Below are 23,895 nucleotides of genomic sequence, written 5' to 3' on the forward strand. Positions count from 1 at the left end.
CGACACCGTGGCGTGTTCGCGCGGACCCGGCCGATGAGAGGTTGCCGATGAGCGCTGTTCTGGTCGCATTTCTCGACGACTATTCCGCGGCCATGCGCCGCCACGTCGCCGCACCGGGCCAGGCAGGCCTCTCGGAGGGTTACGACCTCGGCAGGCGGGCCCTCGTGGAAGACATCAGCCTGCTCGATCTCACCGAGCATCACTTCCGTGCCGTCGCCGAGGACACCGACACCCACGCCGATCCGCGCCGCGCCGAAGTGGCGCTGGAATTCCTGCTGCAGACCATGGCGGCGCTCGATATCGCCACCCGCGGCTACCTCGACGGCACCCGCCGCTACGAGCAACAGCGTTCCCGCGCCGACGATCTCGAGGGCCGCGACGCGTTTCGCACCGCGCTGGTCGAATCGTTGCAGGACGGGTTCTTCGTCGCCGACGACCACGGCACCATCGTCGAGGTGAACTCCGCGTTCGGAGTGCTCACCGGCTACGGCGCCAACGAGGTGCCGTTCTCCCTACCCCATCCGTGGGCGCTGGGCGATGGCAGCGGTTACCCACAGATCGGCACGGAGGCAGCGCGATTCGTGATGCCGGTGCGTCATCGCGACGGCCGGGAACGGTGGCTGGCGGTGAGCGCGAGCTCGCTGGTGAAGCAGGAGAACGACGAGCGGATCTTCGTCGGCACCGTGCGCGATGTGACCGCCGAACACGACGCGCAGGCCCGGGACCAGGCCGCCTCCCGCCTGGCCACCGCCGTCGGCGCGGCGACGAGCATGGTGGAGGTGCTCGCGGTCGGACTCGACGAGCTGCGCCGCACCATGGGCGCCGAGACCGCGCTGGTCGCGATCTGGCCGAGCCGGACCGGACGCCCCGATGTCTACTCGTGCGGGGTGCCGCCGTCGAGCGGCCGACCGCAGCCCGCGCCCGAAACCATCAGCACCACACTACAATTCACCGCGGCACCGATCAGCCAGAGCGGTCCGCGCGCGAACGCGCCCGTCGTGCTCGACGACGACACCCAGGCCCTGCTCGATCGCTCACGCCGACAATCCGCCCGCGGACTCGCGGCCATCACCGGCGACGAGGGCGGCGTGGACGCGGTCGTCGCGCCGCTCGGCGAGACCGGTGACGCGGCGCTGTGGGTGCGCTTCGGCGCGCCGCGCGCGGTGAGCGCCGCCGACTGGGCCCTGTACTCGCTGCTCGTCGGGCATCTCAGCGTGGCACTCCAGCGCGCCCGCAACTTCGATCAGGCGCGCGCCACCTCGCTCACCCTGCAGCGGGCGATGCTCGGACCGATCGAATTGCCGCCCCGGTTCTCGGTGCACTACGAACCCGCCCTGCCACCGCTCGAGATCGGCGGCGACTGGTACGACGTGGTGCCGCTGCGCGACGGCACCATCGGCGTGGTCGTCGGCGACTGCGTCGGTCGTGGTCTGTCCGCCGCCGTGGTGATGGGCCAATTGCGTACCGCGGCACGGGCACTGCTGCTGCGCGGCGCCGGACCGGCGCAGTTGCTCGCCGAACTCGACGCCGTGGCCTCCCGGATCCCGGGCGCCATGTGCACGACAGTGTGCGCGGCGGTGCTCGATCCCGAACGCGGGATGGTGCGGTATTCGAACGCGGGCCACATGCCGCCCGTGCTCGCACCGCCCGGCGGGCCGGGCCGCATCCTCGAGGGTGGCCGCGCGGTCCCCCTGGCCACCTTCGACACCCCGCGCAGACCGGAGGCCACGACGGCACTACCTCCGGGTGCCACCCTGGTGCTGTTCACCGACGGCCTGGTCGAGCAGCGCGGGTACGACATCGCCGAGGGCTTCGTCAAGATCGCTGACGTACTCAGCGAAACCGGCACCGCGCTCCCCCGCGATGTCGCCGACGCGGTGCTGTCGCGGCTGTGCCCGCCCGCGGGCTACGACGACGACGTCGCCATGGTCGTCTACCGCCAGCCCCCGGAGCCGTTGAGCCTGGACTTCCCCGCTGCCGCAGCCGAATTGGCCGGTGTGCGCCGCGGTCTCTATCGCTGGTTCGCCACCGCCGCGGTCCCGCACGACCTGGCCGCCGACCTCGTCGCCGCGGCCAACGAGGCGTGTAGCAACAGCGTCGAACATGCCTACCGTGACACCGAACCGGGCCGCGTGCGCCTCACGGCTCGCTGCGACGGCGACCGGGTGGTCCTGGAGATCGCCGACACCGGCCACTGGATCCCCACCCCCACCGATCCCGGCTATCGCGGTCGTGGCGTGGAGATGATGCGGATTCTCACCGAAGACCTCACCTTCGACCACGACGAGACCGGCACCCGGGTTCGCATGTGGGTGACCCTGCCCTCGATCACCTTCCCCACCGCGAACCCGCTGCGTGCCTCCTCACGACCACCGACCGTCAGCTCCCGGCAGAACTCGTTCTGACCGGAGTGGTCTCGTAGGCCCGCACGTCGAAGCTCTTCAGCTGCCGGTGGAACCGGAAACTGAAATCCGGCCACAGGGTGGCGTTGTGGCCGTTCTCGTCGACGAACCAGCTGGTGCAATCGCCGGTGTTCCAGACGGTGCCGTCGAATTTCTTCTGCAGGTCCCGGTTGTAGGCGGCCTGCACGTCCGCACGGACCTCGACCGCGCCCAAGCCACCGGCGGTCATGGTCGTGACAGCGTCGATGACGTAGTTGATCTGGGATTCGATGGTGAACACCGCCGAGGTGTAGCTCAACGCGGAGTTCGGCCCGATCATCACGAACAGATTCGGGAAGTTCGCGAAGGTCGTGCCCTTGTACGCGCTCATGCCCTCGGCGTCGAACACCTCGGACAGGGTGCGCCCGTCACGCCCACTGATCAGGTCGTAGGTCGGCGAGTCGGTGATCCGGAAACCCGTGGCCAGCACGACGGCGTCGACTTCGCGTTCGGTGCCGTCGTCGGCGACGATCGATTGTTCGCGGAATTCGGCGATGCCGTCGACGACGACCTCGACATTGTCACGAGCCAGCGCGGGGTAGTAGACGTTCGAGATCAGCATGCGCTTGCACCCGAGACGGTAGCCGGGGGTGAGCTTGCGGCGCAGCTCCCGATCCCGGAGGACCGACCACATCTTGATGCGCGCGCCGAACGAGAAGAAGTCGGCGAGCGGTGGGTATTTCGACTGCCAGAACACGAAGGACTCACGCACCCAGTACACCCCGAACCGGGCCAGCCGCTGCGCACCTGGAACTCGACGGTAGTACAGGCGTTCCAGCCGGGTGTACTTGCGGCCGATGCGCGGCAGCACCCAGGGCGCGCTGCGCTGATAGAGGTCGAGCCGGGCGACCTCGCCCGCGATGGACGGCACGATCTGGATCGCGGACGCGCCCGTACCGACGACCGCGACTCGCTTGCCCGCGAGTTCGACATCGTGATCCCAGCGCGCGGAGTGGAAGATCGGACCACGAAAAGTGTTGATGCCCTTGATGTCGGGCAGATTCGGGGCGCTCAGCGGGCCGGCCGCCGACACCAGGATGTCGGCGGTGTGGGCACCGTCGCTGGTCTGGATCTCCCACCGCGCGGCGGCGTCGTTCCACCGCGCGTCGGTCACCTCGCACTCGAAGACGATCGAATCGCGGACCCCGTGCCGGTCGACCACGTCCTGGATGTACCGCTGAATTTGGGGCTGCGTCGAGAACGAGTGCGTCCAGTGCGGATTGCGGGCGAACGAATACGAATACAGCTGCGACGGCACATCGCATCCGGCGCCGGGATAGGTGTTGTCCCGCCAGGTACCGCCGAGATCGCTCGCGCGCTCGAAGACGACGAAGTCGGTGATACCCAACTGGCGCAGCCGAATAGCCACACCCAACCCGGCGAACCCGGCGCCGATGATCGCCACGCGGGTGTGGCGCGCTCGTGATGTGGTCACAGTGTCTTCGTGGTGGTGTCGTAGGCGTCGATGTCGAATTCGCGAACCATTCGCCGGTATCTGAAGCTGAAGTCGGGCCACAGCGCGGAGTTGTTGCCGTGCTTGTCGAGGAACCAGCTGGTGCAGCCGCCGTTGACCCACACGGTGCGGGCCATCTTCGGCTGGAGCTTCTCGTTGTATTCGACCTGCGCGTCGAGACGGACCTCGAAGGACTGCAGGTTGCGCTGCTCCATCGTGGTGATCGCGTCGACGATGTAGTTGATCTGGGATTCGATGACGTAGATCAGCGAGGTGTAGTTCAACCCGGAGTTGGCCCCGAGCATGAAGAAGATGTTCGGGAAGTTCGCGACGGTCGTGCCCTTGTACATCTGATAGCCCTCGGCGTCTGCCGCCTCGGACACGGTCCGGCCGTCGCGACCGGTGTAGAGGTTGAATGTCGGCGAATCGGCGACATGGAAGCCGGTGGCCAGCACGATGGCGTCCACCTCACGCTCCGTTCCGTCCTCGGACACGATCGAACCGCTGCGAACCTCGGCGATGCCATCGGTGACGAGGTCGACGTTGTCGCGATCGAGCGCGCCGTAGAACTTGTTCGACACGAGCATGCGCTTACAACCGATCCGGTGCTTCGGCAGCACTTTTCGGCGCAGCTCCGGGTCGCGGATCTCGAAGCGCATCTTGAATCGCCCGACCGCTTCCAGCGCGATGCCGGTCCACGGATACTTCACCTGGGTGATCACGAACAGCTCACGCGTGGTGTAGATCAGCGCCCGGATCAACCGCTGCAGACCCGGAACGCGCTTGAAGGCGAAGCGTTCCAGCCGCAGGTACGGCCGCGAGAGCTGCGGCATCACCCAGGTGGCGGTGCGCTGGTACACGTCCAGGTGTGCCACCTCGGGCGCGATCGACGGGACGATCTGCACCGCCGAGGATCCGGTGCCGATGACGGCGACCTTCTTCCCGGTCAGGGTGGCGTCGTGGTTCCAGCGCGCGGAGTGGAAGATCTCGCCCTCGAAGCTCGAGATGCCCTTGATATCGGGAAGATTCGGTTCGGCGAGCACGCCCGCCGCCGAGACGATGAAGTCGGCGGTGAAGCTGCCCCTGCTGGTCTCGATATCCCACCGGCCGCCGGCCTCGTTCCAGCGGGCCGCGGTCAGCGCGCAATCGAAGATGTGCTTGTCGCGAACGCCGAAGCGTTCGGACACGGTGCGCAGGTACTGCTCGATCTCCGGCTGCGGCGAGAACGACCGGGACCACTCGGGATTGAGCGCGAACGAATACGAGTACAGATGCGAGGGCACATCGCAGCCCGCACCCGGGTAAGTGTTGTCGCGCCAGGTCCCGCCGACATCGGGGCCGCGTTCGATGACCACGAAGTCGGACAGGCCACGCTGGCTCAGCCGGATGGCGGTGCCGAGGCCGGACAGCCCGCTGCCCACGATCATGACCTGGACGTGGCGTGTGTCGTTACTGCTCATGGTGGACCTCAGCGGGATTCGTAGATGCGTTTGTGACCGGAGACGGCGGCCAGCCGGTACGGGCGGCGAGTCTCCTCGACCATGGCGTGGTAGGCGCCGTCGCTGGGCGAGGTGGCCTCGTGCAGCTCCCGGTAGCGCTCGTAACCGAGCAGCTCACGCGAGCTGATAGCCGCCAGGTTCGCCTCGGTCCGCAGATGCTCGCGATAGCCGGACTGGACTGTGCCGCTGAAGAATTCGGCGACGCTGCCCGACCCGTAGCTGATCATGGCCAGCGCCTTGCCGGTGAGGTCGTCGCCGTGATCGAGCAGCGAGGCGAGCCCGAGGTAGAGCGAGGCGGTGTAGCTGTTGCCGACCGTGCGGTTGTAGGTGGTCGTGGCGCCGATCGCCGCCTCGATGGCGTCGGTGTCGGCGGTGTGGCCCTGGCTCTCCAGCAGGTGGCGGTGCGCCTTGTAGGCCATCTTGGTGAAGGGCTGGTGGTAGCAGAACGCGGCGAACTCACCGAGCTCCCGACCGCCCTGGCGACGGTAGTCGGTCCACGCCTCCTGGGCTGCCTTCTGGTAGGCGTTGACCGAGGTCTTGCCGTCCACGATGGCCTCGGTGCGGTAGTTCGGCCGCCAGAAGTCCATGATGTCGGCGCTGTAGAGGCCAGAGACCGGGTCCAATGCCAGGATCGCCGGGTCGGCGGTGACGAGCATCGCGACAGCGGCCGCGCCCTGGGTCGGCTCGCCCGGGGTGTCGAGTTCGTATTTCGCGATGTCGGCCGCGATGACCAGCACCCGCTGCGACGGGTCACGCGCGATCAGACCCGCCGCGAACTGCAGCCCGGCAGTACCGCCGTAGCACGCCTGCTTGAGCTCCACGACGCGGGCGGCGTTGGGCAACCCGATCAGCGAATGCAGGTACAGCGCAGCCGCTTTGGACTGGTCGACCCCGGTTTCGGTGGCCAGCAGCACGGTGCGGATGTTGTCGGTGCCGTGCCGTTCCAGGATCGGCTTCGCGGCGGCCGCGGCGATGGTGACGATGTCCTCGTCGGCGGCGGCGACGCTCATCTTCTCCTGGCCGATGCCGAGGTAGAACTTGTCGCGATCCACGCCGAGTCGCTGCGCGAGAACGGCGTGATCGAGGGCGTAGTGGGTGGTGGCGAACGAGAGGTCGTGGATTCCGACCGGCGTAGTTGTCATCGTGGGCTTCCGTTGCTCGTGGTGGATCGCTCGAATTGGGTATGGGCACGCATCAATTCACCGCGATTGGTCTGTGCCGCCATCAGCGACAGCTCCCCGCACAGCACGGTGGCCGCCCCGATCACCGCGAGGCGTCGGGCGTTCTCGCCGGGCTGCCGGTCTTCGCGGCAACCGAGGCGTTCCAGGTTCTCGTCGACGAAACTCGCGTGCTTGCCGTTGCCGACCGTGCCCACGATCAGGTTGGGCAGGGTGCACGAGAAGTAGAGATCACCGTCGCGATCCTCGGCATGGGTGATGCCCTGGGATCCCTCGACGATATTGGCGGCGTCCTGGCCGGTCGCCAGATAGTAGGCGAGCAGCATATTGGCGTAATGCGCGTTGGCGGAACGGATTCCACCCGCCAGCAGGGTGCCGATCAGGTTCTTGCGGATATTGAGCTGCGCCACCTGCGCCGCGGTGGTGTGCAAACGCTGCTCGACCACCTCACGCGGGACGAGCAGTTCGGTGATCACGTTCTTGCCGCGTCCGAGGATGCCGTTGACCGCGGTGGCCTTCTTGTCGGTGCAGTAGTTGCCCGAGATCGAGCCGTAGCGCACCCCCGGCATGGTCGACAGGATGTGGTCCATCAGGTGATCGCTGGCCAGGGTCGCCATATTGTGGCCCGAGGCGTCACCGGTGGTGAACTCGAAACGCAGGAACAGCAGGTTGCCCGCGATCTGGTGGTGCAGGTCGATGAGGCGAGCGAAACGGCTACTGCCCGCCACCACCTCCTGGAGCTCGGCCATGCGGCCGGTCAAGGCCTGGACCGTGGTGTACGCGGTGTACGCGTCGTCGGCTTCGAGCAGGATCGAGCGGGTCATCCGCTCGTCGATCAGCGTCGCGACGATGCCCTTCTCGGCCAGGGTGCTGATCCGCGCGCCGCGTCCGACCGAGGGCCACAGCGGAGTTTCGTAGGTAGCCAGGGGCACGTCGACGGCGTCGTCGACGACATTTCCCGTGATCCGCACAGGCCCCACCCATTGCAGCGGCACCGCCGCGTACGACTGGTCATTCATGGGTGACTCCTTCTCGATGTTCGGATTCACGCCACCAGGGGCTCCGGTGGGCAAGTGCGGCGGCGTCGATCCCGCGTAGCCGGCAGAAGTTCGCGACATCGCCGGTGATGAGCAGGTCGGCGCCGACCAGATCGGCCGGGGTGCGGGCGCCGAGGACGGTGAGGATGGTGCGCAACTGGTCGAGCCAGGTCCCGATCTTGTCGATCAGGGCGGCGGTGTCGTGGCTGACGAGGGTTTCCAGGAACGCGCCCGCGACACCGGTCGCGTCGGCACCCAGCGCCAGTGCGCGCGCGATGTCCAGTGGCGAGCGAATGCCGCCCGAGGCGGCGATGCCGATGCCGGGGATATCGGCGCAGTCGAGCAGGCAGTTCGGGGTGGACTGGCCCCAGCTCTCGATGAAGCCGAAGTCGCCGCCGACGCGCCGGTCGTTCTCGATGCGCGCGAAATTGGTGCCGCCGCGCCCGCCCACGTCGGCCACGGACACCCCCGCCTCGCGCAACCAGGTGACGGTCTGCCTGCTCAGGCCGAAACCGACTTCCTTGACGAAGACCGGCACGGCGGTATCGGCGACGATGCGTTCGATCTGGCGCGGCCATGCCCCGAACGAGCGGTCGCCTTCGGGCATCACCACTTCCTGCACGGCGTTGAGGTGGATCTGCAACGCGTCGGCTTCGAGCAGGTCGATGGCACTGCGTACTTGGTCGAGGGTCGCGTTCGCGTTGACATTGGCCATCACGAATCCGTGCGGATTCTCCTGGCGCAGCACACGATAGGTGCCCGCGACCGACGGATCACGAAAATAGGCGCTCATCGAGCCGGAGGCGAGGGGAATGCCGGTCTCGTGCGCGGCGATGGCGAGCTGACGGTTGATCTCGCCGGTCTTGATACTGCCGCCGGTCATCGCGTTCACGAAAAGCGGTGTGTTCCATTGCTTTCCGGCCACTTCGACGGCCAGCGACACGTCCTCGGCATCGATGCCGGCGAGGGCGTGGTGGACGAAGGTGACCGAATCGAAGTCACTGACGCCGGTGGCCTGGCGTTGGTGGTTCACCGCGTGGCGAACGTGGTCGTCCTTGCGATCGGCGATCATCGGAGGTCTCCTTCCACAAGGTAGGTCCGCAGGGGCAGCGGGCGGATTCCGGCGCGGAGCCAGCGGCCGGTGAGTTCGGCGATCGCCGCGGGGCGGGTGCGTTCGATGAGTGCGATTCCGCAGTCGCCGCCACCGGCGCCCGAGGGTTTCGCCGCCGCGCCCACCGCGGCGCCCTCGGCGCACAGCGCGTGCAGGCGCGGCGTCATGATGCCCAGGCCCGACATCGCGTCGAGACCGACGAGTAGTGTTCGCGCGCTGTCGATTTCGTCACGAATGGCAGGGGAGTCGTTGAACTCGACGGCGGCGACGAGTCGTTCGACACAGGCGTCGCTGGAGGTCTGGAAGGTGGTGCGATCGCCGCCGAGACCGGCGACCAGGGCCGGCGTCGAGGCGGGGTTTCCGGTCCAGCCGACCTGCACGGTGAGCTCGGTCGGGGTGGGCAGCGGCCGCACCGACAGGCCCGGCCACGGTGCGCGCAGCGTCGCTTCCACACCGTCACGGGCGAGCGCGGCCGCCACCTGTGTGCGGTCCGGGGATCGGTAGGCGAGCCAGCCGCCCCAGGTGCTCACGGCGACATCGCCACCCGAGGCACGGGGGTTGACCGCCATCGTGGCGAGCATGGCCAGCCGGTATCGCCGCATGGGATCGAGCCCGAGGCCGAAGTACCGCCCGAGGGCGTCCACGGTCGCCACTGTGACGGCCGCGCTCGACCCCAAGCCGAACTTTCGACCGTCGGTGTCGCCGAGATCGGCGGTGACATCCAGCCGGAACGCGGACACGGGGACCGCCCGTTCCAGCAGCAGCCGGTGAACCACGGAGACGGCCGCGAAAACATAGGAAAAGGCCGCTGGCACACCAGCACCGGAAGTGGGCGCCAATTCGTCACCGTGACGCCCGCAGGACAGCGTGATGCCGCCGTCCAGGTCCGAGTGCACGGTGATGCCGTCGGCGGGATCGGCCGCCGCGATCGTGGCGGTCGCGAAGCGGTCGACTGCCGTGAGCACGGCGAGGTGTCCCGGCTCGACCACGGCGTACTCGCCGGCGATGAAGAGCTTGCCCGGTGCGCGACAACTGATCATCGATCGTCACCGACCGCCGGGGTCGCACCGAGTGACCGGGCGATAGTGCCCGGCGCGTGGAGATTCGCCGCCGCGTCGGGCGTCGTCGGTGCTGGGCTGGTTGTCGTCAGCGACGCCGCGGGACCGATGTGCGCGGTTCGGGTGGTGACGAAATCTCCGAGACCGGCCAGTGTGGCGTCGACGTGCGGTGCGTCGGCGCGCGAGCACAGCACCTTGACGTTCGGGCCCGCGTCGATTGTCGCGTACGCCATGATCCCGTCGGCGCGCAGCGCGAGCACGGTATCGAGGATGGCGATCGAATGCGGTGACAGATACCGGATTCCGGGGCGAGCGGTGAGCATGGTGGCGTGCATACCCAGGGCATTGCGTTCGGCGATCTCCCCGATCGTGGGAAGGTCTCGCGCCGCGATGGCTTTGCGCATCTCCGCCAGATCGAGCACCGACGATTCGGCCCACGGGCGATAGAACGGCGACGTCGCGGTGGTCGCGCGCATGGCGACCCGACTCGAGACAGCCTTGGTGCCCTGGTTCACCACGGCGACCACCAGCGCCGGGTCGAGCCCGTCGCCGCCGATCGGCTCCGCGAACGAACTCTGGTCCCCCGCTTCGCCTTCCCCTTCACCGGCATGCCAGACGACGAAGCCGCCGAAGATGGAGCGCGAGGCGGAGCCGGAGCCGCGCCGGGCCAGCCGCGACAGGGCGCGAGGGTCGAGGTCGAGCTCATAGGCGGCAGCGGCGGCGGTGGCCAGGGCCGCGAAGCCGCTCGCCGAAGAGGCCAGACCGGCGCCGGTGGGCCCGGCGTTGGACGTCACCACCATCGCCCGCTCACCGCGACCGGCCTTGGCGCGCACCAGATCCAGGAACGTCTCGATGCGGGTTCGTTCGGCACCGCTCGCCGTGACACCGTTGAACTCGACGACATCGGCCGGTCCGTCGATCACCCGCACCGACGTGGTGGTCGGGAAGATATCGAGGGTCATCGACAGGCTTCCCGTGACGGGCAGGAACAGGTCCTCGTCCCGCTTGCCCCAGTACTTCACCAGGGCGATATTCGGGTACGCGACCGACTCGGCGGTCGGCCCGGTCACCGCGGCGCGCGCGGCGACCGCGGGTGATACGGGAGTGAAAGTCATGGATTGACACCGTGTTCCGAGGTCGGGGCGGATGGGGGTTGTGCGCTGGATCGCAGGCCGCGGGTGGGGACCGTCCAGGTCTGGACCGCGCCCGCGCGACGCAACGCGGCACTGACTGTGCGCGCGTCACCGGTCTCGGTGAGCGCGAGGACGCAACCGCCGAGACCGGCGCCGGTGAGCTTGGCGCCGTACGCGCCCGCGTCGAGCGCCGCGGCGACCAGTGTGTCGATGTGCGGGGTGCTGACGCCGAGTTCGGCGAGCAGGTCCTGGAAGTCGAGCATCACCTGGCCCAGCGACGGGGCGTTCCCGGTCGAGAGGTCTGCCGCGGCACCACTGATCAGCTCGCCCGCCCTGCTCAGCACCCGGCGTGCGGCCCGCGGATCGTGGTCGAGGGTGCGCCGCACCCCGGCGACCGCGTGCTGGGTGGACCCGGGCACCCCGGTATCGGCGATCACCAGCGCGGCGTCCAGACCGATATCGAGTGCGGTGGCAGTGCCCTCGTGGAACCGGATCGGACCGTCGGCCAGCACCGCGCTCGCGTCGATGCCGCTGGCTCTGCCGTGCGCGACCTGTTCGCCGCACTGCACGAGTTCGTAGAGCGTGGCGGCATCGACGGTCCGGCCGTGCAGGTCGGCGACCGCGCGCACGGCCGCGCCCGCGCAGGCCGCGCTCGAGCCGAGTCCACGGGCGAGCGGGATGTCGCACTCCATCACCACTTCGGCGATCTGACCGGTCAGGCCCCAGCGCCGCAGTGCCTCCTCGACCGCGACGCGGGGTCCCGACAACGTGTTCTCCGCGGCGTTCGGGTTGCCCGCGACGAACCCGAAGTGTCCTTCGGGGATCTCGAGGACGCCGCCGGGGGCGCCGGGGCGCGCGATCGCCCGCACCGACAGGGTCGGCAGCGGAAACGCGATGGCCGGCGTGCCGTGCACCACGGTGTGCTCACCCAGCAGGATCGCCTTGGCGTGGGCCCGACCCACGCCACGGACCGGGCCGGTCGCGGTGGAGCTGCGTTCAGTACGTTCTCGAACGGGACTGTTCACGACAATTCCTCTCCAGACTCGGCCCGGCCGTGCCGGCTACCGAGACGATCGGCCGAAGACGGCGCGCACGGACGGGAAGAACGCGGGTACCCGCGCGGCGTACGCGCGATAGGACGCACCGAACCGAGCGATGAGATCGCGCTCCTCCAGGTAGGTTCCGAGCAGGATGTATCCGGTCAGTCCGAGCGCCCACACCAGGTGTCCGACGGTGAACTCCCTGGCGAACCAGAACGACACCAGCAGGCCGGTCATCAGCGGATGACGCACCAGCTTGTAGACGCCGTTCACCTGCAGACGGTCGACCGTCGCGTCCGGTACCTGGATCACGTACTGGCGGTAGGCCTGGCTGATGCCGAGCAGGTGAAAGTGGTTCAACAGCAGGGTAGCCGCGTAAACCAAAACGAAACCGATCCAGAATCCGGCGTCGAGCGCCACCCCGAGCGCGCCGTCGGCCGACCACAGCACGTGCGGCACCGGCTGCCAGGCCAGCATGATCACCCACATCACCAGACACACGCCGATGATGTAGACCGTGCGCTCCAGCGCCTCCGGCACCCATCGGGTGATGAACGCCTTGAACGCGGGCCGGGCCATGCCCGAGTGCTGCAGCGCGAACAGCGCGAGCAGCGCCAGGTCGATCGCGACCGCGGGAACCGCGGACAGGTGCGGCCCCTTGTCCACCGTCTTGGGCAGCCACCAGCCGCCGGCGAACAGCAGCATCAGCGGCACCGTGATGCCGGCGAAACCGTAGACGGCGAAGGAGATCAGGAACGGGACGAGCCGCGAGGGGCTGCTCACCACGCCTCGGACCTGTTGCGGTGACATCAGATCCATGCGAACCACGGCAGGTAGCGCGAGCGAACGGTGCCTGCTTCCAGACGCGACTCCAGACGCGCCTTCCATTTGTTGCCGTACCCCTCGTTGAGGAAGCCGCCGGGCACGACCAGCCGCCAACCCGACTGCGCCACCATCCAATACGGCACGATGACGCGAGGGTTCACGTCACGCATGTAGTCGAGCTTGTCGGGGATCTGGCTCCAGTGAATACCCGGGTAGCGGTGGTGCACGCTGTGGTAGCCCTGGTTGAAGATCAGGAAGTTGAGGATGTTGCCCGCGTTGTTCAGCGACGTGCTCGGCTCATCGGTGAATCCGCGGGCGGGAGCGTGGCTCAGCCAGGCGAAGTAGCCGGCGTTGACCTGGGTGATCAGGAACGGCACCCAGTAGAACAGCACGAACCTCTCGAAGCCCGCGGCGTACCAGACGGAACCGATCACGAGGGCGTACACCGCGAGGTCGAAGATGAACTGGTGGCGTGTCTTGCGGCGACGCGGCGCCGGGTTCGCGGCGAAAACCGTACGGACCGTGTGGATCTTGACCACCATGCCGTAGCGAACCCAGTACCAGATGGCGCCGATGCCCTTGTCCATGCCGGTGGTCGCGGTGACGTCACCAGGGCCGTCGTTGAACCGGTGATGGTTGAGGACGTGCACCTCGCGCATCTCGGCCGCGGTCAGATTGCCGGGCAGGCAGCACAGGATGTCGACCACACGGTTGGGAAATTTGGACACGAACAGCGGGCGATGGGTGTGCATGTGCATCACGCCGATGGTCAGCGAGAGGTTCAGCAGCGCGAGCACGATGATCAGCGGCACCGCGATGTACCAGGTGGAGGCGCCGGGCACGAACAGCGCGGCGGCGGTCATCCCCATCCACAACGCGATGTGAACCAGCGGGCCGACGTTGGCCGCGTGCTCGAGTTTGAGCACGCGCCGACTGAACGGCGGTTTCTCGGTGGGCGCGACGGGCGTTCCGGTGCTCATGGGAGAGCTCCTTCGCTAGTAGTGACGATCATCGAGGAGGTGTTCCTCGACTACTGGTGGCTGCTGTTGTCGAGGGCGGCGAGCTGCAGCCGTGTGGCCAGCGCCCGGATCGCGTCGGGTTCGTGGCTCGGCACCCGTTCCATGGCACCGAAAGCCAGATGATCGGCGATCATCATGGTGCGGATCGCCGAGTCGGCGAGTTCCCCGGTCAAGGGGCCTTCGGGCAGCGTGTGCACCAGCGCGAAGGTGGTGTCGACGATCAGCGGCATCAACGACGTTTCCGTCGAAGCGAGGTCGCCCGCCCCGAGGACCTGCGCCGAGGATGCCGAACCGGTGGTGAAATCCGGTGAGGCGTCGAGCATTCGATGGATCGCGGCGTCGCCGCTGCGTCGCACCCGCTCCAGCATCGTGGTCCAGTACACCGACGAGGCGGCGGCCAGCGTCGCCGCCGCGATCGGACGACGGAACGGCGCGGGCGCGCCCACCGCGCCGCACAGAAACGCCGAGGTCGTGATAGTCATGTACGCCATCGCCGCCCGCGCACCGACGCTGGGCGTGCCGGGACCGAGCTTGGCCAGCAGCGCGAAACCGCCGAGGGCGGGGGTGAGCTGGCGCAGCATCACCATCCGGGTGAGTTCCTCATGGTCGGTGGCGCCGTAGATCGCGAGTTCGTTGTCGCGGAGGTCGTTGGCCGACTGGGCGATGACGGCGACGCAACCGGTCAGTTCACGCAGATCCGCTTCCGGCAGTACATCTTCGGCGACCAGGGCGCACGCGTAGTGGGTGATCCGGCCGAGCACGCCCTCGCTGTAGGCGACGCGCGACAGTGGCGCGTCGATATTGCGCGCCATGACCCAGCCGACATCGGTGAGTACCTGGCCGACCCGCTCGCGACCCTGCTCGGACAGCGCCGCGAGCAATGCCCTGATGTCGGCGATGCGCTCGGCGAGCACCCGGTCGACGGCTTCGCTGTCGCGGATCTTGCCCTCGAGCGCGGGCAGCGGTGCCGGCAGAATGTCGCTGGCGCCGTTGAGGTAATCCACCGCCGCCAGCACGGCACCGCCGGCGACCGCGCGGTCGCTGAGATCCTCGAACGCGTCGAGCACTCGACAGGCGAGCAACGCAGCGGTGGCCTCGGCGCGCAAGGTCGCGGGCAGTAGACCGACCGCGATGCCCAGGTTGCGACCGGCGGGGATCAGCGCGAGCGCGGCCAGTTCGCTCGGTGACCGCGCGGCGCGCAAGGCGTCCAGGTCCGGTGCGCGACGAAGGTTGCGCAGTCCGCGGATCAGGAGGGGAAGTCGTGCTGAGCTCATCGGGAGATCACCTGCTCGAGAAGTTCGCGCAGGTCATCGCGCGCGAGGGAGGGGGCGAAGACGTCCAGTGCGCGGGTCGCCTTCTCGGTGGCGTCCATGGCGACCAGGCGGGCGGCTTTGGTCGCGCCGCTCTCGACCAGGTCTTCGCGCAGGGTGTCGCTGGAAATCTCCGCGTCCAGCCACATCTCCCGGGCGCCGGGGCGCGCGCCGAGCCATTCGATGACCGGCCAGGTCGGCACCCGACGTTCGAGGTCGCCGCCTGCGTCCTTGCCGAGGCCCGGTCCGCCCTCGATATCGCGCACGTCGTCCATGATCTGAAAGGCGAGCGCGAGCTGGTCGGCGTATTCCATCAGCGCGTAGAGCCGGTCGAGATCGACTCCGCCCGCGGTGCCGCCGTAGGCGCACGACAGCCGGAACAGCGTGCCGGTCTTGGCCCCGGCCACGAGTTCGTAGTGGCGACGCAGCGCGACCTCGTCGATCGAGGGCGGCAAGGTCTCGATGAGCTGACCGTAGGACAGGTCGGAGAGCCGGTCGGCGTAGGTGATACCGGGCGCCTCGCCGACCCGCGCGAAGACCTCGGGGTTGTCGCTCAGCACCCGGGCGACGACCTGCATCGACGCGCCGGCCAGGTGAAATCCGGCGCGGGCACTGGTGCGCACGCCGAACGCGGCGGGCACCGACGGCGCATCGCGGCGCAGCAGTGATCCGTCACAGATGTCGTCGTGGACCAGCGAGGATTCGTGCAGCATCTCCATCGCGCAGGCCAGGTCGACCGCGTCACCCAACGGGGCGGCGGTGTCGGCGGCATCGGGAAGCAACCCGGCACAGGCCAGGACGAGCCTGGCCCGGACTCGCTTGCCGGGAGCGGCCAGGATGTGGGTGTAGATCGCGTCGAAATCCTCACCGGTGATGAGCAGTTCCCGCAGTCGTGCGGTGACCAGCGTCAGTTGCTCGGTCGGGCCGGTCGGTCTGGGCAGGACCAGCACTTGGTCGCCTTGGTGCTGGTCACCCGAAGGCTGTGCTGCGGGTAGCGCGGGATTATCCATAGCGCTGAGCTCCTTTGGTGTGGTCACGATGCGGAGAGGTTCACCGGCGACCGCCGGACACGGGTTCATGGATCTTCCGGCGGGGCGGTCGTCGAATCACCCCTCGCAGCTGACGGGATCACGCTTCCCGTTCGCTTGCTACCGACGGGTAGTTTTGTGGAGGAACCTCGAGTTGTCAAGCATTCCAACATGTTCCATGTTTGAAGCCGGTAATTGTGCTGTACCACAATGTCTTACAGATTTACTAGGCGTGGAACACAGCAGCGGTTATCGACACGCTGAATCCGCGCATGCGACGTAATCGCCTGCGCAGCAAGTACTTCCGCGTCATCGCGGGCACCAAACAGTCGCCGGTCTCCACCCGAGAGGAAACCTCGGGGGTCATACGGCGATACGTGAGGGCCGACCGCCGCCCGGTCGAGTCGAAGTTACAACGTCAATGTTGTTGACACACAGACGATTCGAGAAACAGTGACATGAACCAGCAGATCGTCAACAGCTCCGGCGGCGAGTACGGTCCTGCCGAAACCATACAATCCGAATCCGGCTGCCGCGAGTCGAGTCGCGCCATCGGAAACCGACCCGAGGGTCGGCAATGATCCGATGCGGCGTTCGATGTCACAGTGAAACACGTTGTCACACCGTTAGTTTCGCTAGCGACACGGCAGGCGGTGCAGTGGCGAAGCGAAAAGACGAGACCGGTCGGTCAACGGGCGGCGGTGCTACCGAGACCGCCGCGGACGAAGAGGTCCGGCGTCGGGTGATCGACGAGCGGCGCCGTGGACCGAGTCGGGGGACGAATGACCGTGCAGCGGCGGGCCAGCACGGTGCCGCACGCGTGAACGGTCGTGGTGATCAGATCCTCGGCCAGCGGAAGGTCGTCTTCACGGTAGGCGTAGACCGAGAAGCGCACGGTGTGCTGGTCGTTGTGCGGGTCGGCCTGGCGAACCGCTTCGGCGGGGCAGCTCGACAGGAGCATGATCGCCGCGGCCAGGTCCACGCAGGGATCACCACCGACCAGCGAGCCGGCCGCGAAGGCAGTGAAAAACGTACGCAGACAAGGCTGTTCAGGTCGCTGCTGGGAGTCCTGGATCTGCGACCAGCGGCGCAAGGCCGGGTGGTCGGCGATATCGGGCCTACCCTGCCACCGTCGGCGGGCGCAGTCGAAGAGTCGGGCGGCCGTCGAGTCCCACCGGTGGGGCGCCTCGATCCGGGCGACGATCCGCAGCAGGCGACATTCGTCGGCAGCGGTGACCACGGGCGATTCGATGAGCGGCGCCGCCGCCTGTCGGTGCGTCTGCATGTCGACCTCCTACCGCGCGAGAGAAGAACCGAACGGGGGCCGCGCGGCGGCCGAACCTCGCCGCCAAGCCAGGCGGAATGCCAACGCCGAGGCCAGCACCGACATGACGACGACGGCCGCGATCACCCCGAAAACCACCCCACCGGACCACCCGACGCCGTCGTACCGCGCGATCAACGCCGTCGCGAGAATCGGGCCCGCCGTGATGAACACGGGAATCAGCAAGAGCAACCCGAGAGTCACCAGACTCGACGGCGTCATCACTGTTTTCGCTGCGGAGAAATCATGTCGGGACATCATTGCGTGCGGCCCCGACGGCTGCGTGACTGTAGCCATTTCCGCCCTCTCCGTTACCTGAATGGAACCCAGCGAAACTATCGAGTCCCAAACGTACAGCCCCGATCCGGCCACCCGCGCACTTCGTCACGAAACAGTGATAACTGAAAAATGAACCGATACCGAGACGTCGATATATACCCAGGTCAAGCTATTTTTCTTGGCTAGCCTCCAGTTTGCTGACCCCGTAGTTTGTTCAGATCGGATAACGATTTTTCGGGTGGATCGCACAGGGCAACACCCGTCCTGGATGAGCAGGATTGCCCACACCCTTCCAGCTAGGACACAGTTCGATAATCAGCCTGATCGGATTCTCGCCACGCAATCGTCGAGCGGAGACGGCCGTTTCGAGTCGAGGCCATTATTCGGCTCGGCGCGACGCGCCGTCGGCTCGGTGTCATCGAATCGCGGTGGCGAGCCGGGGCCACATCGGACACAGGCGGGGATCGTCGACGGCACCGACCCGGTCACGCGAAAGATGGTGTCTCGCGCGGGCTGACAGCCGGAAAAAAAATAGCCCCGGCATCGGCCGGGGCTCTTTCCACTTTCAATATATAGCGTAAACGGGGCCTTGCGGCAAGGCCCCGTGGTTGCTGCACAATCATCCGGTCGCACCGGAAAGAGCACAGTTAGGGGCCTATGTCAGCGCAGGGGTACGAAGAGGAACGCCGATCCGAGCAACGCTATGTCGCCGGGTTGTACTCACGCCTCGATGCCGAGCGGGCACGGGTGAAGGGCCGCTACAGCGCGGCGCTGCGCGCCGAGGGCGACTCCCCCATGGAGCGCGACAACGAGGTGCGGGCGCTGGGCAAAGAGGTACAGCGCCTCGACGTGGCCGACAACGGGCTGTGCTTCGGGCGGCTCGACGCCGAGTCGGGCGAGCGGTCCTATATCGGCCGGATCGGCTTGTTCGACGAGTCGAACGATCTGCGACAGCTGCTCCTGGACTGGCGGGCCCCCGCCGCGCGCGCGTTCTACGTCGCCACCGCAGCCAACCCGGAGGGCATGCGCCGGCGTCGCCAGTTCCAGACCCGCGGCCGTCGGGTCGTCGATTTCACCGATGAGGTGCTCGGCCGCCCGGACGGGAGCGAGAGCGGCACCGACGCGGCGCTGCTCGCCGCGGTCGACGCGCCGCGCGGGGACGGAATGGGTGACATCGTCGCGACGATCCAGGCCGAGCAGGACGAGATCATCCGCCTCGAGCACCCGGGCGTGACCGTGATCGAGGGCGGTCCCGGCACCGGGAAGACCGTGGTGGCGCTGCACCGCGTCGCGTACCTGCTCTACACCCAGCGCAGGCGGATGGAACGCCAGGGTGTGCTCGTGGTCGGGCCGAACCCCGCTTTCCTGAACCACATCGCCCACGTGCTGCCCTCGCTCGGCGAGACGAATGTCGTGTTCGCCACCACCGCCGATCTGATGCCAGGTCTGCGCGCGAGGGCGCAGGACTGCCCGCAGGCCACCCGACACAAAGGGTCGCTGCGCATTCTCGACGTCCTCGCGGCGGCGATCGCCGACCGCCGACGCCTGCCCGAGGCGCCGCTGACGATCACGCTGACCGATGTGACGGTGCGCATCGATGCCGCGACCGCGGAGTGGGCCGGACAGGAAGCGCGAGACAGCGGGCGCCCGCACAACGCGGCGCGCGCGGTGTTCGCCGAGATCGTCACCTATGTCCTCACCGAGCGCGCGATCGCCCGGATCGGTGAGGGCTGGCTGACGCGCGAGGACACCGAGGCGTGGGAACAACTGCGCGCCGACCTGGTTCGCGAGCTCGCCGACAGCGCCGAGTTCACCGCGGCGCTGGATTACTGCTGGCCGATCCTGGAGCCGGAAACCGTGCTGTCGCAGCTGTATTCGTCGCATGATCGGTTGCGCGCGGCGGGCGCGGATCCTTCGCTGTGGCGGGCCGCCGGTAGTGCGTGGACGGTCTCGGATGTGCCGCTGCTCGACGAACTCGTCGAACTGCTCGGCCGTGACAACACCGTCGACGATTCCGCCGAGCGTGCGCGCAAGGCCGAGACCGAGTACGCGGCCGGCGTGCTGGACACCCTGATCAGCCGCGAAGACCTGATGGACGACGAGGACCATCTGCTGGCCCAGGACATGCTCTACGGCGAGGACCTGGCGCAACGTTTCCTCGAGCGCGACACCCGCGAACTCGCCGAACGCGCCGCGGCCGACCGCGAGTGGGCCTACGGGCATGTGGTGGTCGACGAGGCCCAGGAGTTGTCGGAGATGGACTGGCGGGTGCTGATGCGGCGCTGCCCGAGCCGCTCCTTCACGATCGTCGGCGATCTCGCGCAGCGCCGGTCGGCGGCCGGTGCGAGCTCCTGGGCCACGATGCTGGAGCCCTATGTTCCCGGTCGTTGGATCTATCGCTCGCTGACCGTGAACTATCGCACCCCCGCGGAGATCATGGCGGTGGCCGCCGATGTGCTCGCCGAGTTCGCGCCCGAGGTTCGACCGCCGGATTCGGTCCGGTCCTGCGGCCTCGCCCCGTGGTCACGTCGGCTCGCCGCCGGCGAATTGCCTTCCGCGATCGAGGAATTCGTTCGGGACGAGGCGGGTCGCGAGGGGACCAGCATCGTGATCGGCCCACCGGGCGTCCCCGGCACGGTGCCCGCCTCGGAAACGAAAGGCCTCGAGTTCGACGCGGTACTGCTCGTGGATCCGCAGCGAATCCTCGCCGACGGGCCACGCGGCGCCGCCGACCTCTACGTCGCGCTGACCCGCGCCACCCAGCGTCTCGGCGTCGTGCACCAGAGCCCGTTGCCCGATGCACTGCGCGGACTCACCGAGGTCGGACCGGCACGACAGCTGCAAGGGTAGCGATTCACCGACGCCGGACTCAGAAGTAGCGGATCCAGACATAGATCCAGGCGATGACGCTACTGAGCATCGTGACCAACATGCCGTACTTGGTGAACTGCCAGAAGGTGATCCGCTGCCCCGCGCGGGCGGCGATCCCGAGGGCGACCACATTGGCGCTGGCCGCCACCGCCGTGCCGTTTCCGCCGAAGTCGGCGCCCAGCGCGAACGCCCACCACAGGGCTTGCCCGGTACCCGGATCCGGTGCGCCGGCGACGATGTCCTCGACCACCGGCGCCATGGTCGCGGTGTAGGGAATGTTGTCGACGAACGCGCCGAGGATCGCCGATCCGAACACCAGCGCGGTCGCGGCGAGGAAGTAGTCGTCGCCGACCCAGCCGATCGCGGCGTCACCGATCGCGGCGATCACCCCGGTGTGCACCAAGCCCGCGACCATCACGAACAGGCCCATGAAGAACACCAGCGTCGGCCATTCCACCTCGTGCAGGACCTCGCCGATGTCGAGACCGGAGACCAGCACCATGATGCCGGCGCCGACCAGCGCGATCACCGATGGCGCGACATGCAGCACGCTGTGCAGGCAGAAGCCGACGACCACACCGGTCAGCACGATCATCGAGCGCACCAGCAGTCGCGGATCGCGGATCGCGCGCCGTTCCTGCAGCGCCATCACCGCGTCGACCGAGGTGGGATCGGTACGCAACGCCGAGCGGAACAACACCCGGGTCAGCGCGACGAACAGCACGAAGGTGATCACCACGATCGGCGCCATGTGCACGAGGAAGTCGTTGAACGTCAGCCCGGCCCGGCTGGCGATGATGATGTTGGGCGGGTCGCCGATCAGCGTCGCCGCTCCGCCGATATTGGACGCGAGGACCTCGGCGATCAGGAACGGTTGCGCGGCGATGCCGAGCCGACGGCACACCACCAGCGTCACCGGGGCGACCAGCATGATGATGGTGACATTGTCGAGAAACGGCGACGCGACCGCGGTGATCAGCATCAGCATCACCATCAGGCGGTACGGATTGCCGCGCGAGCGCTTGGCCGACCAGATCGCCAGATAGTCGAACAGGCCGGTCTGCTTGATGACACCGACGATGATCATCATCCCCAGCAGCAGGAAGATGACGTTCCAGTCGATGCCCTCATGCGCCGAGTAGAAGACTTCGTCACCGGGGATCAGGCCGAGCACGGCCATCGCACCCGCGGCGATCAGGACGGTTTTGACCTTGTCGGCTTTCTCCGTGGCGATGAAGAAGAAGGCGACCACGAAGATGAGGACGGCGAGCGCGGCGGCCATGCGCGACGGCCGTTCAGTCGCCGGGGCCGACGACAGCCAGGCTCGTCAGCAACCGTTCCAGGGTGATCGCGCCGCGCAGGGTGCGCGAGCGGTCGACCACGGCGATGAGCGGACTGTGCTTGCGGGCCATCAGGATCGCGATCTCGAGCAGGGTCGCGTCGGGGGTGACGGTGGCCGGTTTGCTCGCGCCGTCGGGTAGACAGTCACCGACGGTGAGGCTGCCCGGTTCCTGCCAGAACAGGTCGGCGTGCACCTCGTCGATCGTGCGAACCAGGCTCGGATCGTCGTGATAGGAGGCGGGAATCGCCAGCCGCAACACTTGGGTGCCCGGCAGCACCGCGACCGGCCGGTCCAGCTCGTCGACGACGATCAGACCGGGCAGTCGGTTCACGACCATCAGTCGCACCGCGCGGGCGACAGGATCGTCGGTCCGAACGGTCGGCAGGTTCATCGCGATATCGCGTGCGCGCATGGCGTGGCTCCGGGGGGATTCGACTGTGCTCACGGGTGTGCCTTCCCGTCGGTCAGGAGGTCGAGGCGGTGTTCGAGGCGAGCGAGCCGGTCGCCGAACGTCCGCGAACGCATCAGCTCGGCGACCTGGTCGGCTTCATCGGGCTCCAGCTCGATATCGATCGTGGGTTCATCGCTGTCCCCGACGTAGGCGAGCAGGCGACGCGCGCCCGACGATTGCGTCAGCAGGGCGAAGCGGGTGCCGTGGCGCGGCAGGAAGCTGTGCAGCACACCGGCTCCCGGGATCGTCGTCCGGTCGATATCCATGGCCGGCGGTCCTTCCTCGGCTCGTCGAAAGCATCTGATCCGAGTCTGGTTCGCGCGGGTCGCGGGCACTATCGGCGCTGACACCCATCTCGCGCACCGGTCCGGCCGGGGATCGGGCGGCGGGATGGGTGCCGGGCACCATGGACAGAACGCGAGGCCGCCAGCATGCTGGTGTCATGAACCGTCTCGCAGCGCTGCGAGCAGGACGCTCGCGGCGAATCCGAACGCCGGTGACGGCGTTGTTCTGGCGGATCTGCCTGCTCAACGGCGTGATCTTCACCCTCGGCACGCTGATCCTGGCCTTCTCCCCCGCCACAGTGTCGGCCCGGCTGCGCCTGACCGAGGTGCCGGTGCTGGTGATCGGTCTCGCGGTGATCCTCACCGCGAACGCGGTGGCACTGCGCACCTCACTGGCACCGCTCGACGAGCTGGTCGCCTCCATGCGCCGCGTCGATCCGCCCCGGCGCGCGGTCCGCCTCGAGCGCGGCGCGAGCGGCGACTTCCATCAGCTGATCGAGACCTTCAACGCGATGCTCGACCGGCTCGAGGCCGAACGCTCGGTCGCCGGTGGGACCGCGCTGGCCGCCCAGGAAGGTGAACGGCGGCGCATCGCCCGCGAACTGCACGACGAGATCGGCCAGAGCCTGACCGTGGCGCTACTACGACTCAAACGCGTCGTCGACCGGGCACCCGCCGAACTACGCGAGGAGGTCGAAGCGGCGCAGGAGACGGTGCGCGGTTGTCTGGACGAGGTCCGCGGGATCGCCTCGCGACTACGCCCCGATGTGCTCGAAGAACTCGGCCTGCACAGCGCGATCACAGCGCTGTGTCACGAATTCGGCCGCACGGCGGGCATTTCCGTGCGTCGCGAGGTCGACCCGGCGATCAGCCGCCTCGACCCCGATATCGAACTCGTCTGCTATCGGATCGCGCAGGAGAGCTTGACGAACGTGTTGCGGCACGCCGGCGCCGACGAGGTGACCCTGCTGATCGCGGCACGCGAGGACACCGTGATCCTGGAGGTCACCGACAACGGTCGCGGCGGCGCGGTCGAAGACGGCGCGGGCATCCGCGGCATGCGCGAACGGGCCATGCTGATCGAGGCGACCCTGACCATCACCTCCCCGACCGCGGGCGGTACCTCGGTCGTGCTGGTCGTTCCGGTCCGGGTCCGCGACGAGGTGCCGGCATGACCGTCGCCGCCCGGGCGCCCGAGCCCACCGAAGGGAA

Annotated in this window: 20 protein-coding genes; 3 read left to right on the forward strand and 17 right to left on the reverse strand. The window is 67.9% G+C overall.

Annotated elements, in window-relative coordinates:
* Positions 1–47: 47 nt before the first annotated feature.
* Entirely contained in the window at positions 48–2,405 is a 2,358-nt protein-coding gene (locus NA12_RS28850) for a SpoIIE family protein phosphatase (RefSeq protein WP_067458666.1), read from the forward strand.
* Here NA12_RS28850 and NA12_RS28855 read toward each other — a convergent pair.
* The 14 genes from NA12_RS28855 to NA12_RS28920 all read right to left on the reverse strand — a co-directional run bounded on the left by NA12_RS28855 (position 2,380) and on the right by NA12_RS28920 (position 17,678).
* A complete protein-coding gene (locus tag NA12_RS28855) occupies positions 2,380–3,876 on the reverse strand; it encodes a flavin-containing monooxygenase (protein ID WP_067458433.1) in 1,497 nt (498 codons plus the stop codon). The genes NA12_RS28850 and NA12_RS28855 overlap by 26 nt on opposite strands.
* The gene (locus NA12_RS28860; protein ID WP_067458436.1) at positions 3,873–5,354 is read right to left on the reverse strand and encodes a flavin-containing monooxygenase; all 1,482 of its coding nucleotides are present in this window, start codon (positions 5,352–5,354) and stop codon (positions 3,873–3,875) included. The genes NA12_RS28855 and NA12_RS28860 overlap by 4 nt, the downstream gene beginning before the upstream one ends.
* A gap of 8 nt (positions 5,355–5,362) precedes the next feature.
* Positions 5,363–6,535 carry a hydroxymethylglutaryl-CoA synthase gene (locus NA12_RS28865; RefSeq protein WP_067458440.1) on the reverse strand — a complete coding sequence of 391 codons (1,173 nt, stop codon included), beginning with the start codon at positions 6,533–6,535 and terminating at the stop codon, positions 5,363–5,365.
* Positions 6,532–7,590, reverse strand: a complete 1,059-nt coding sequence (locus tag NA12_RS28870) for a hydroxymethylglutaryl-coenzyme A reductase family protein (RefSeq protein ID WP_084473186.1) — start codon at positions 7,588–7,590, stop codon at positions 6,532–6,534. Before NA12_RS28870 ends, NA12_RS28865 begins: the two co-directional genes overlap by 4 nt.
* Positions 7,583–8,680, reverse strand: a complete 1,098-nt coding sequence (fni, locus tag NA12_RS28875) for a type 2 isopentenyl-diphosphate Delta-isomerase (protein ID WP_067458443.1) — start codon at positions 8,678–8,680, stop codon at positions 7,583–7,585. Before fni ends, NA12_RS28870 begins: the two co-directional genes overlap by 8 nt.
* A complete protein-coding gene (locus NA12_RS28880) occupies positions 8,677–9,759 on the reverse strand; it encodes a phosphomevalonate kinase (RefSeq protein WP_067458446.1) in 1,083 nt (360 codons plus the stop codon). The genes fni and NA12_RS28880 overlap by 4 nt, the downstream gene beginning before the upstream one ends.
* Complete coding sequence (gene mvaD, locus NA12_RS28885) at positions 9,756–10,892, reverse strand: diphosphomevalonate decarboxylase (protein ID WP_067458449.1); 1,137 nt, start codon at positions 10,890–10,892, stop codon at positions 9,756–9,758. Before mvaD ends, NA12_RS28880 begins: the two co-directional genes overlap by 4 nt.
* Complete coding sequence (gene mvk, locus NA12_RS28890) at positions 10,889–11,935, reverse strand: mevalonate kinase (protein ID WP_067458452.1); 1,047 nt, start codon at positions 11,933–11,935, stop codon at positions 10,889–10,891. The genes mvaD and mvk overlap by 4 nt, the downstream gene beginning before the upstream one ends.
* Positions 11,936–11,971: 36 nt before the next feature.
* Positions 11,972–12,769: a methyltransferase family protein gene (locus NA12_RS28895; RefSeq protein ID WP_067458455.1), complete on the reverse strand. Its 798-nt coding sequence runs from the start codon at positions 12,767–12,769 to the stop codon at positions 11,972–11,974.
* Positions 12,760–13,755, reverse strand: coding sequence for a fatty acid desaturase (locus NA12_RS28900; RefSeq protein WP_067458458.1), 996 nt, complete (start codon positions 13,753–13,755; stop codon positions 12,760–12,762). Before NA12_RS28900 ends, NA12_RS28895 begins: the two co-directional genes overlap by 10 nt.
* Positions 13,756–13,805: 50 nt before the next feature.
* Positions 13,806–15,068: a hypothetical protein gene (locus NA12_RS28905; RefSeq protein ID WP_067458461.1), complete on the reverse strand. Its 1,263-nt coding sequence runs from the start codon at positions 15,066–15,068 to the stop codon at positions 13,806–13,808.
* Complete coding sequence (locus NA12_RS28910) at positions 15,065–16,114, reverse strand: polyprenyl synthetase family protein (protein WP_243654990.1); 1,050 nt, start codon at positions 16,112–16,114, stop codon at positions 15,065–15,067. Before NA12_RS28910 ends, NA12_RS28905 begins: the two co-directional genes overlap by 4 nt.
* Before the next feature lie 706 nt (positions 16,115–16,820).
* Positions 16,821–17,417 carry a hypothetical protein gene (locus tag NA12_RS28915; RefSeq protein WP_067458466.1) on the reverse strand — a complete coding sequence of 199 codons (597 nt, stop codon included), beginning with the start codon at positions 17,415–17,417 and terminating at the stop codon, positions 16,821–16,823.
* Positions 17,418–17,426: 9 nt separating this feature from the next.
* Positions 17,427–17,678 carry a hypothetical protein gene (locus tag NA12_RS28920; protein WP_067458469.1) on the reverse strand — a complete coding sequence of 84 codons (252 nt, stop codon included), beginning with the start codon at positions 17,676–17,678 and terminating at the stop codon, positions 17,427–17,429.
* 714 nt (positions 17,679–18,392) lie between these two features.
* Between NA12_RS28920 and helR the strand changes: the two genes are divergently transcribed.
* On the forward strand, positions 18,393–20,585 hold the full coding sequence (gene helR, locus NA12_RS28925; protein WP_067458472.1) for an RNA polymerase recycling motor ATPase HelR: 2,193 nt from the start codon (positions 18,393–18,395) through the stop codon (positions 20,583–20,585).
* Between the two features lie 19 nt (positions 20,586–20,604).
* Here helR and NA12_RS28930 read toward each other — a convergent pair whose 3' ends face one another.
* From NA12_RS28930 to NA12_RS28940, 3 genes are read right to left on the reverse strand one after another with little or no spacing between them, the layout of a single operon-like run.
* Positions 20,605–21,888, reverse strand: a complete 1,284-nt coding sequence (locus NA12_RS28930; RefSeq protein WP_132370015.1) for an ArsB/NhaD family transporter — start codon at positions 21,886–21,888, stop codon at positions 20,605–20,607.
* 13 nt (positions 21,889–21,901) lie between these two features.
* Positions 21,902–22,393, reverse strand: a complete 492-nt coding sequence (locus tag NA12_RS28935) for a CBS domain-containing protein (RefSeq protein ID WP_243654989.1) — start codon at positions 22,391–22,393, stop codon at positions 21,902–21,904.
* On the reverse strand, positions 22,390–22,665 hold the full coding sequence (locus tag NA12_RS28940; RefSeq protein ID WP_067458481.1) for a cation:proton antiporter regulatory subunit: 276 nt from the start codon (positions 22,663–22,665) through the stop codon (positions 22,390–22,392). Before NA12_RS28940 ends, NA12_RS28935 begins: the two co-directional genes overlap by 4 nt.
* A gap of 176 nt (positions 22,666–22,841) precedes the next feature.
* On the opposite strand from NA12_RS28940, the gene NA12_RS28945 reads away from it, so the two are divergent.
* Positions 22,842–23,858, forward strand: coding sequence for a sensor histidine kinase (locus tag NA12_RS28945; RefSeq protein ID WP_067458484.1), 1,017 nt, complete (start codon positions 22,842–22,844; stop codon positions 23,856–23,858).
* Positions 23,859–23,895: the final 37 nt, after the last annotated feature.

The organism is Nocardia alba NBRC 108234 (assembly GCF_001612665.1).
Taxonomy (GTDB): domain Bacteria; phylum Actinomycetota; class Actinomycetes; order Mycobacteriales; family Mycobacteriaceae; genus Nocardia; species Nocardia alba.